This is a genomic window from Methylobacterium sp. CCH5-D2, assembly GCF_001556475.1.
Taxonomy (GTDB): domain Bacteria; phylum Pseudomonadota; class Alphaproteobacteria; order Rhizobiales; family Beijerinckiaceae; genus Methylobacterium; species Methylobacterium hispanicum.
Genome location: NZ_LSIX01000124.1, coordinates 1 through 7,307 on the forward strand (window position 1 = coordinate 1; position 7,307 = coordinate 7,307).

A 7,307-nucleotide genomic window follows, 5' to 3' on the forward strand; every position below is an offset into this window, starting at 1 on the left:
CTCGGTCTGGCGGGCGAGCACGCCCATGTCCGAGCCGACCGCGGTGAAGCGGGTGCCGGCCGCGATGTAGCGGCGGGCCAGATCCTCGTTGGCCGTGAGGATGCCGGCGAGCTTGCCCGCGCGGGTGATGCGCGCCACCGTCTCCTCGATGATCGCCACCACCTCCGGATGGTTCTGCTGGCCGAGATAGCCGAGGCTGGTCGAGAGGTCGCCGGGCCCGATGAAGACGCCGTCCACGCCCTCGACGCCCGCGATCTCCTCGAGGTTGTCGAGCGCGCGCCGCGACTCGATCTGCACGGCCACGAAGATCTCGGCCTCGCAGCGGGCGTGGTAGTCCGGGATGCGGCCGAAGCGGGCGGCACGCGGCGCCTGCGAGAAGCCGCGCACGCCGCGCGGCGCGTAGCGGGTGGCGGCCACCGCCCGGCGGGCCTGCCCGGCGTCGTCGATGTTCGGGATCATCAGCGACTGCGCGCCCGTGTCGAGGATGCGCTTGATGGTGATGGGCTCGTCGCTCGGCACGCGGATCATGGCGTGGGCCTCGCCCTCCATGATCGCCTGGAGCTGGCCGTAGATGTCGCGCAGGTCGTTGGCCGAGTGCTCCATGTCGAGGAGCAGCCAGTCGAAACCCGAGCCGGCCACGATCTCGGTCGAGATCGGGCTGGCGAGGCTGCACCAGAGGCCGATCTGCTGGCGGCCCGCCTCGAGCGCGGCCTTGAAGCGGTTGGTCAGGACGTCCATCGGGTTCTCCTCATTCTCGGGTGCGGGCGCCCCGGTTCCCGGGGCCCCCGCGATCCGCCGCACGGGCGGCGGCGCGCGGTCGCGCTTGGCGGTCCGCCGGGGTGGGCGGCTCCGCCAGGGGGCGTGCGGCTCCGCCGTGGCGGAGCCGAAATCTCAGCGCACGAGGCAGGGCCTCTTGTTGTCGAAGGTCCAGTTCGGGATCAGGAACTGCATCGCGGCCGCGTCGTCGCGGGCGCCGAGCCCGTGGTCGCGGTAGAGGGCGTGCGCCCGCTCCACCTCGGCCCAGTCGAGCTCGATCCCGAGGCCCGGCCGTTCCGGCACCCGGACGAGGCCGCCGCGGATCTGCAGGGGCTCCCGGGTCAGGCGCTCGCCGTCCTGCCAGATCCAGTGCGTGTCGATCGCCGTGACGTTGCCCGGGGCGGCGGCCGCCACGTGGGTGAACATGGCGAGCGAGACGTCGAAATGGTTGTTCGAGTGCGAGCCCCAGGTCAGGCCGTGGTCGCGGCAGAGCTGGGCCACCCGCACCGAGCCGGCCAGCGTCCAGAAATGCGGGTCGGCCAGCGGGATGTCGACGGAGCCGAGCTGGATCGCGTGGTTCATCTGGCGCCAGTCGGTGGCGACCATGTTGGTGGCGGTGGGCAGCCCCGTGGCCCGGCGGAACTCCGCCATGATCTCGCGGCCGGAGAAGCCGGCTTCCGCCCCGCACGGGTCCTCGGCGTAGGCCAGCACGTCGCCGCGCCCCTTGCAGAGCCGGATCGCCTCGGCGAGCGACCACGCCCCGTTCGGGTCCAGCGTCACGCGGGCCTGCGGGAAGCGCGCGTGGATCGCGGTCACCGCGGCGATCTCGTCCTCGCCGGCCAGGACGCCGCCCTTCAGCTTGAAGTCGTTGAAGCCGTAACGGTCGTAGGCGGCTTCCGCGAGGCGCGCGACGGCCTCGGGGCTCAGCGCCTCCTCGTCGCGCAGCCGGAACCAGCCGTCGCGGGCCACGGGCTCGCGGTAGCCGAGATCCGTCCTGCGGCGGTCGCCGACGTAGAACAGGTAGCCCAGCATCTCGACCGCGTCGCGCTGCTGGCCCTCGCCGAGAAGGGCGGCCACCGGCACGCCGAGGAACTGGCCCAGCAGGTCCAGGAAGGCGGATTCGACCGCCGTGACCGCGTGGATGGTGATGCGCAGGTCGAAGGTCTGGAGGCCCCGCCCGCCGGAATCCCGATCGGCGAAGCGGGTGCGCATGGCGTTGAGCACCGCGTTCCAGGCGCCGAGCGGCTGGCCGAGCACGAGGTCGCGGGCGTCCTCCAGGGTCCGGCGGATGCCCTCGCCGCCGGGGACCTCGCCGAGCCCCGTGGCGCCGGTCGAGTCGGTGAGCACCACGAGGTTGCGGGTGAAGAAGGGCCCGTGCGCGCCCGAGAGGTTCAGCAGCATGCTGTCGCGGCCGGCGACGGGCACGACCCGCATCTCGGTCACGGTGGGCGCGCGCGAGAGCCCGCGTGCGGGGGCCTGGACTGCATCGGCCAGCATGAGCGTTCTCCCGGTCTCGACGGCATCTGACGTGCCGCTCCTGCCAGCCCTGTTCTAGAAACCCCGCCGATGCGGGTCCAAGCCAAAGGCTGGATCGATCGATGCGGTCCATGCATCGATCCGCGCGAACCAGAACCCAGGGCGCGTCGGCCGGATTGACCGGCAGAACCGCCGGAGCCGGAGCGCCCTTGACCGACGTCACCTACCCGCCCCTCGACGTGCCCAAGCCCGTGGCGCGCGACCTCTGGATCGTGGACAGCGGCCCCCTGCGCGCGGCCGGGGTGATGCCGCTGCCCGTGCGGATGAGCGTGGTGCGCCTCGCGGATGGCGGCCTCTGGCTGCACTCGCCGACGCGCTACGACCCGGACCTGCACCGGGCGCTCGCCGAGATCGGCCCGATCCGCCATCTCGTGGCGCCCAACATCGCGCACTGGACCCTGTTGCGGGACTGGCAGATCCACTGCCCCGAGGCGCTGACCTGGGCCGCGCCGAACCTGCGCCGCCGGGGCCAGGTGCGGGCCCGGATGCGCGCGGGCCTGCGCCTCGACCGCGACCTCGGCGACGCAGCCCCGCCCGACTGGGCCCGCGACCTGCGGCAGGTGGTGGTGCCGGGGGCCTTGGGCTTCCGCGAGGTGGCCTTCTTCCACGATGTCAGCCGCAGCCTGATCCTCACGGACCTCGTGCTGAACCTGGAGCCCGGGCGGCTGCCCGCCTGGATGCGCCCGTTGGCGCGCCTCGTCGGCATCACCGCGCCGGACGGGCGGGCGCCGGCCTACCTGCGCGGCGCGGTCCGCCTGGGGGGCGCCGAGGCGCGGCGGGCGGCAGCCGCCCTCGTCGCGCTCGCGCCCGAGCGGGTTCTGTTCGCCCACGGCGCGTGGTTCGCCCGCGACGGGACCGCGGCGCTGCGGCGCTCGCTGCGCTGGCTGCTGAAGACCTGAGGACGGTCGTGGGATCTCGAAGGCGTTCCAGGGGGGCCGGGGGTAGAACCCCGGGTGGGAAGCCCGCTGCCCGGCTTTGCCGGGCAGCGGGCTTCGCCGCAGGGCCCCGCCCTGCACCCGCGAGAGGTCTCGACCTCTCGACTCCATGATCCTCTGCGACGACCCGCCCCGGCCACCTGCCGGAACGGCCGGGTCGCGGCCGCCGTTGGCCGGACCGCGCCGCTCGCGCCCTCCGACAGCCCCCGTTCACCGAATGATGCAGATCCTTGTGGCCGACGGAAACGTGGCTGAGGCGCGCCGCGCGCATGTCCGCGCCACGGGCGGGACCTCGGCCGAGGCCTACGCCGCGCTGCTGGCCGAGATCGACGCCGACGTCGCCTGCACGATCCTCGAACCGGCCGATGCCGGGTCGGCGCTGCCCGCGGGCGCGGCTCTCGCCGCCTTCGACGGCGTGGTCTTCACCGGCTCGCAGCTCCACGTCGGCGAGGACAGCGAGCCCGTGCGGCGCCAGCGCGGCCTGATGCGGGCGGCCTTGGAGGCGGGGCTGCCGGTCTTCGGCTCGTGCTGGGGCGTGCAGCTCGCCGCCGCCGTGGCGGGCGGCTCGGCCGGGCCGAACCCGCGCGGCCCCGAATACGGCTTCGCCCGGCGCCTCGTGCCGACCGGGGCGGGGCGGGAGCACCCGCTGCTCGCCGGCCGCCCGGCGACCTGGGACGCGCCCGCACTCCATCTCGACGCGGTGCTGGAGCCGCCGCCGGGCGCCGAGGTGCTGGCCGGCAACGGCCTGCTCGCGGTACAGGCGCTCGCACTCCGGCTCGGGCCCGGCACCTTCTGGGGCACGCAGTACCATCCGGAACTCGACCTCGACGCGATCGCCGCGATGCTGCGCCTGTCCGAGCCCGACATCCTCGAATCCGGCCTGTGCCGGGACGCGGCGGCGCTCGCCGCCTACGCCGACGAGGTCGCGGCGCTGCACGGCGAGGACCGCCCCGACCTCGCCTGGCGCCACGGGCTCGGCCCCGAGGTGCTGGAGGCGCCCCGGCGGCGGCGCGAGATCGGCAACTTCCTGGCCCGTCTGGTCCGGCCCCGCGCCGCCCGGCGCTGAGAGAAGACCCCGCGCGACGCCGAGAGGGGCCGAGCATGCCGCAGCCGCCGCCCGGAACCGGGCGGGCGCGGGCGCGTCGTTCCTGATATCCTCGCCCGACCGTCAGCCCCGAGGTGGACCATGCGGACCCCGATCCTGTTCCTTCTCGCCGCCGTGGCGCTGCCCGGCGCGGCCGAGGCCCAGGTCACGCCCGACCTGAACAGCTGGAACCGCTCGCTCTCCTATCAGAGCGACATGCGCTCGCAGCAGCTCTCGCAGACGAGCGAGCTGAACACCCTGCGGATGCAGGTGCAGCGCAACGTGCAGTTCGCCCCGGCCCCCGTCGTCGCGCCCGGCGTGGTCCTGCGCCGCGGCGGCTTCTCGGCCCGGGGCCCGCGCCACTCGGGCGTGCGCGCCGGCCGCACCGGCCTCGACCGCTCGCTCGACACCGGCGTCTGCATCGGCTGCTGAGCCGCGCGCGGCCACCGGGGTGCGGGTTGCGGATGCGGGCCCGGGCCCCACGTCAGGGCCGGACAGAGCAGGGACACAGGGAGCCGTCCATGGCCACCGTCACGCCCGCCCGCGCATCGCTGCGCCTGGTCAACCCCGGCATGCCGCCCGGCATCCCGACGCCGCCCAATCCGGGCGAGATGCCCCCGCCCGACCTGCCTCCGCCCCCGGAGCGGGATCCCGATACCGGCCCGACCGGCCCGCGCGTGCCGGGCCCCGATCCGGACGTGGACGAGCCGCCGGACCCGGCCCAGGTGCCCGACCGTCTTCCGGGCATCCCGACCGGCCCCGGCACGCGCCACGACGCGGCGGCGCCCTGAGGGGGCGGCCGGTGGCCGCGCGGAGCGCGTGCCCGGACGGAGGATGGGGACGGGCTGGTTCGGGACCGCTCTCGAGCCCTTCCCGATCGCGTTGCGATCGGGAAGGGCTCCAAGCTCTTGTCCTGGTCTTGACGCGCTCTCTTGCGCCGAACCGGCGTCCACTTCGGCGGAGAGCGCTCAGTGGTCCGTGCCGGGCCGGTTGGGGCGCGGGGGGCCGCCATGGTGCTCGGTGAAGCTCGAACGCCGGGGATCGCCCTTGGCTTGCGCGACCCGGCGCCTGAGAAATCCGGCCACGACGATCACGATGGCCAGGGTGGCGACCGCCAGGATGATGATGAGATAGTCGTTGTCGGGCATGCCAGAGTTCTCCGCGGCGCCTCCACAAGCAAAGGCCCGGACAATCGAAAGTTCCTTCACTAGAGGCACACACCGCGCCTTCGTGGAAGACTTTCCTCACCGCACGGCCGAGAATTGCCGGACTGAATTGAAAATCATGCATTCCGGATAAGCAGTCGTCTCCGGCCGGCCCTTCCGAACAGGCGTTGCGGACGGCGCAGCTTAGGCTCAAGATCCCGCGGCGGCGATGCCGACCCGCCCGTCGCGAGGGGTCCACACCGATGCCCGAACGGAACAAGACCGAGACGGACGAGGAACCGGGCGCGCTGACGCGGGCCTCGACCTTCCTGTTCCTGCACACCGAGCACGCGATCTACGCGATCCTGGGCCTGCTGCTCGGCGCGACGGCGCTGCTCGCGCTGTTCGATGCCGGCCGCCTGACGCTGGAGGCGTTCCACGCCTACGGCCGGGCACAGCAGCTCCTGGAGGTGGTGGACCGGCTGCTGTTCCTCCTGATGCTGGTCGAGATCCTGCACACGGTGCGGGTCTCGATGCGCTCCGGGCGGCTGACCTGCGAGCCGTTCCTGATCGTCGGGCTGATCGCCTCGATCCGGCGGGTGCTGGTGGTCACGCTGCAATCGGCCGAGGTCATGCACGGCCAGGACTGGACGCCCGAGAAGCAGGCGCTGTTCCAGGCCTCGATGATCGAGCTCGGCGTGCTGGCGGGCCTGATCCTGGCGATCGTGCTCTCGATCTTCCTGCTCCACCGCGCCCGCGACGACAACCGGCCGGCCGGGGAGGAGAGCGCGGGGTAGCGAGGCGCGGGCCGATCGCCCCGCTTGGGCAGGACCGTGGCCGGCGGCCGTCACTCAACGACCGACTGGGGTGATGGGCGCGGCTTGATCCGAGCGGCCGCAGCGGGCCGCCGGATGTTCGGCCACGGAATCGCGCATCATCAAGTGCCTGTCGCAAATGTTAATGCAAGTCCGAGGCATAGTCTGGACAAATACCATCCCTAACAAGCACAGGCCGCACTCTCTGCGCGACGAGGATTGACGTTCCGATCCCCGTCGCCGCGGGGCGATGCGCCCCGCGGCCGGGCCGGACATCGCCGCGCGGTCGATCGCAGGGGAGGTCTCGATGTCGATCGTGATGTCCGTCGTTCCGCGCCGCCGGGATATCCGCAGGGCCCGCCTCCCGATCGCCCTGATCGCGTTCCAGGCCTGCGCGTGGGGCGCCCCCGGGCCGCGCGCCGAAACGCCCGCCCGGGTGGACGAGGCGGGGCCGGGCGCTGCCGCCCCGGCCGAGCCGCGCGTCTCCGCGCGGGACGTGGTCGGCGAGCAGGGGGCGGCCATTCCCCTTCTGATCGAGGTACGGAACCGCCCCGGCCGGGCCGGCGGGAGCACCTACATCCTGGGCCTGCCGAAGGGCGCGCGGCTCAGCGATCCGGACCATGCGGTCACCGCCGCCGAGGACCGGTCCATGATCGAGGTGACGGACTGGAAGCTCGCCGACCTCGCCGTCACGCTGCAGCCGGAGCAGACCGGCGCCTTCACGCTGGCGGTCGCGGCCCTGTCGCTCACGGAGAGCGGGCGCCCGCTGCCGATCGCGCGGTCGGTCTTCACGCTGCGGGTGCAGCCGCGGCAGGCGCACGCCGCGCCCGCAACAACGCCCGCCGTCGCGAACGCCGAGGCGCCGGAGCCGGCGCCGGCCGCGCGCCGCCACGAGGCCGCGCTCGCCCTGCCGGAGGCCCAGCCCCTCCGGCCGCCCCCGCGGCAGGCGCCCGAGGCCGGGTCTCCCGCGCCGGCGCAGGAGGCCGTCCCCGGCAGTCCCGCGCCCGCGGCGGGGCGAAGCGGACCGCCCCCGGCG

General features: G+C 74.0%; 8 protein-coding genes and 1 pseudogene. 6 read left to right on the forward strand and 3 right to left on the reverse strand.

Annotated features, from left to right (window positions below; genetic code table 11):
* Positions 1-738: HpcH/HpaI aldolase/citrate lyase family protein (locus AX737_RS02510; RefSeq protein WP_066918755.1), on the reverse strand; the 738-nt coding region annotated here is incomplete at its 3' end.
* Positions 739-891: 153 nt separating this feature from the next.
* Positions 892-2,253, reverse strand: coding sequence for a glucarate dehydratase (gene gudD / locus AX737_RS02515; RefSeq protein ID WP_066918757.1), 1,362 nt, complete (start codon positions 2,251-2,253; stop codon positions 892-894).
* Between the two features lie 188 nt (positions 2,254-2,441).
* On the opposite strand from gudD, the gene AX737_RS02520 reads away from it, so the two are divergent.
* From AX737_RS02520 to AX737_RS02535, 4 genes are all read left to right on the forward strand, one after another.
* Complete coding sequence (locus tag AX737_RS02520) at positions 2,442-3,191, forward strand: DUF4336 domain-containing protein (protein ID WP_066918760.1); 750 nt, start codon at positions 2,442-2,444, stop codon at positions 3,189-3,191.
* A gap of 253 nt (positions 3,192-3,444) precedes the next feature.
* The gene (locus tag AX737_RS02525) at positions 3,445-4,293 is read left to right on the forward strand and encodes a gamma-glutamyl-gamma-aminobutyrate hydrolase family protein (protein WP_066918762.1); all 849 of its coding nucleotides are present in this window, start codon (positions 3,445-3,447) and stop codon (positions 4,291-4,293) included.
* A gap of 120 nt (positions 4,294-4,413) precedes the next feature.
* Positions 4,414-4,743: a hypothetical protein gene (locus AX737_RS02530; protein WP_066918764.1), complete on the forward strand. Its 330-nt coding sequence runs from the start codon at positions 4,414-4,416 to the stop codon at positions 4,741-4,743.
* A 140-nt stretch (positions 4,744-4,883) separates the two neighbouring features.
* Positions 4,884-5,102, forward strand: coding sequence for a hypothetical protein (locus tag AX737_RS02535; RefSeq protein WP_066918769.1), 219 nt, complete (start codon positions 4,884-4,886; stop codon positions 5,100-5,102).
* A gap of 177 nt (positions 5,103-5,279) precedes the next feature.
* On the opposite strand, the gene AX737_RS02540 is transcribed toward AX737_RS02535, so the two are convergent.
* Positions 5,280-5,459, reverse strand: coding sequence for a hypothetical protein (locus tag AX737_RS02540; RefSeq protein WP_066918766.1), 180 nt, complete (start codon positions 5,457-5,459; stop codon positions 5,280-5,282).
* Between the two features lie 260 nt (positions 5,460-5,719).
* Between AX737_RS02540 and AX737_RS02545 the strand changes: the two genes are divergently transcribed.
* Both AX737_RS02545 and AX737_RS02550 read left to right on the forward strand, forming a co-directional pair.
* Positions 5,720-6,253 carry a phosphate-starvation-inducible PsiE family protein gene (locus tag AX737_RS02545; protein ID WP_066918768.1) on the forward strand — a complete coding sequence of 178 codons (534 nt, stop codon included), beginning with the start codon at positions 5,720-5,722 and terminating at the stop codon, positions 6,251-6,253.
* A 325-nt stretch (positions 6,254-6,578) separates the two neighbouring features.
* Positions 6,579-7,307 (forward strand): annotated as a pseudogene (locus AX737_RS02550) (hypothetical protein); the annotation flags it as partial.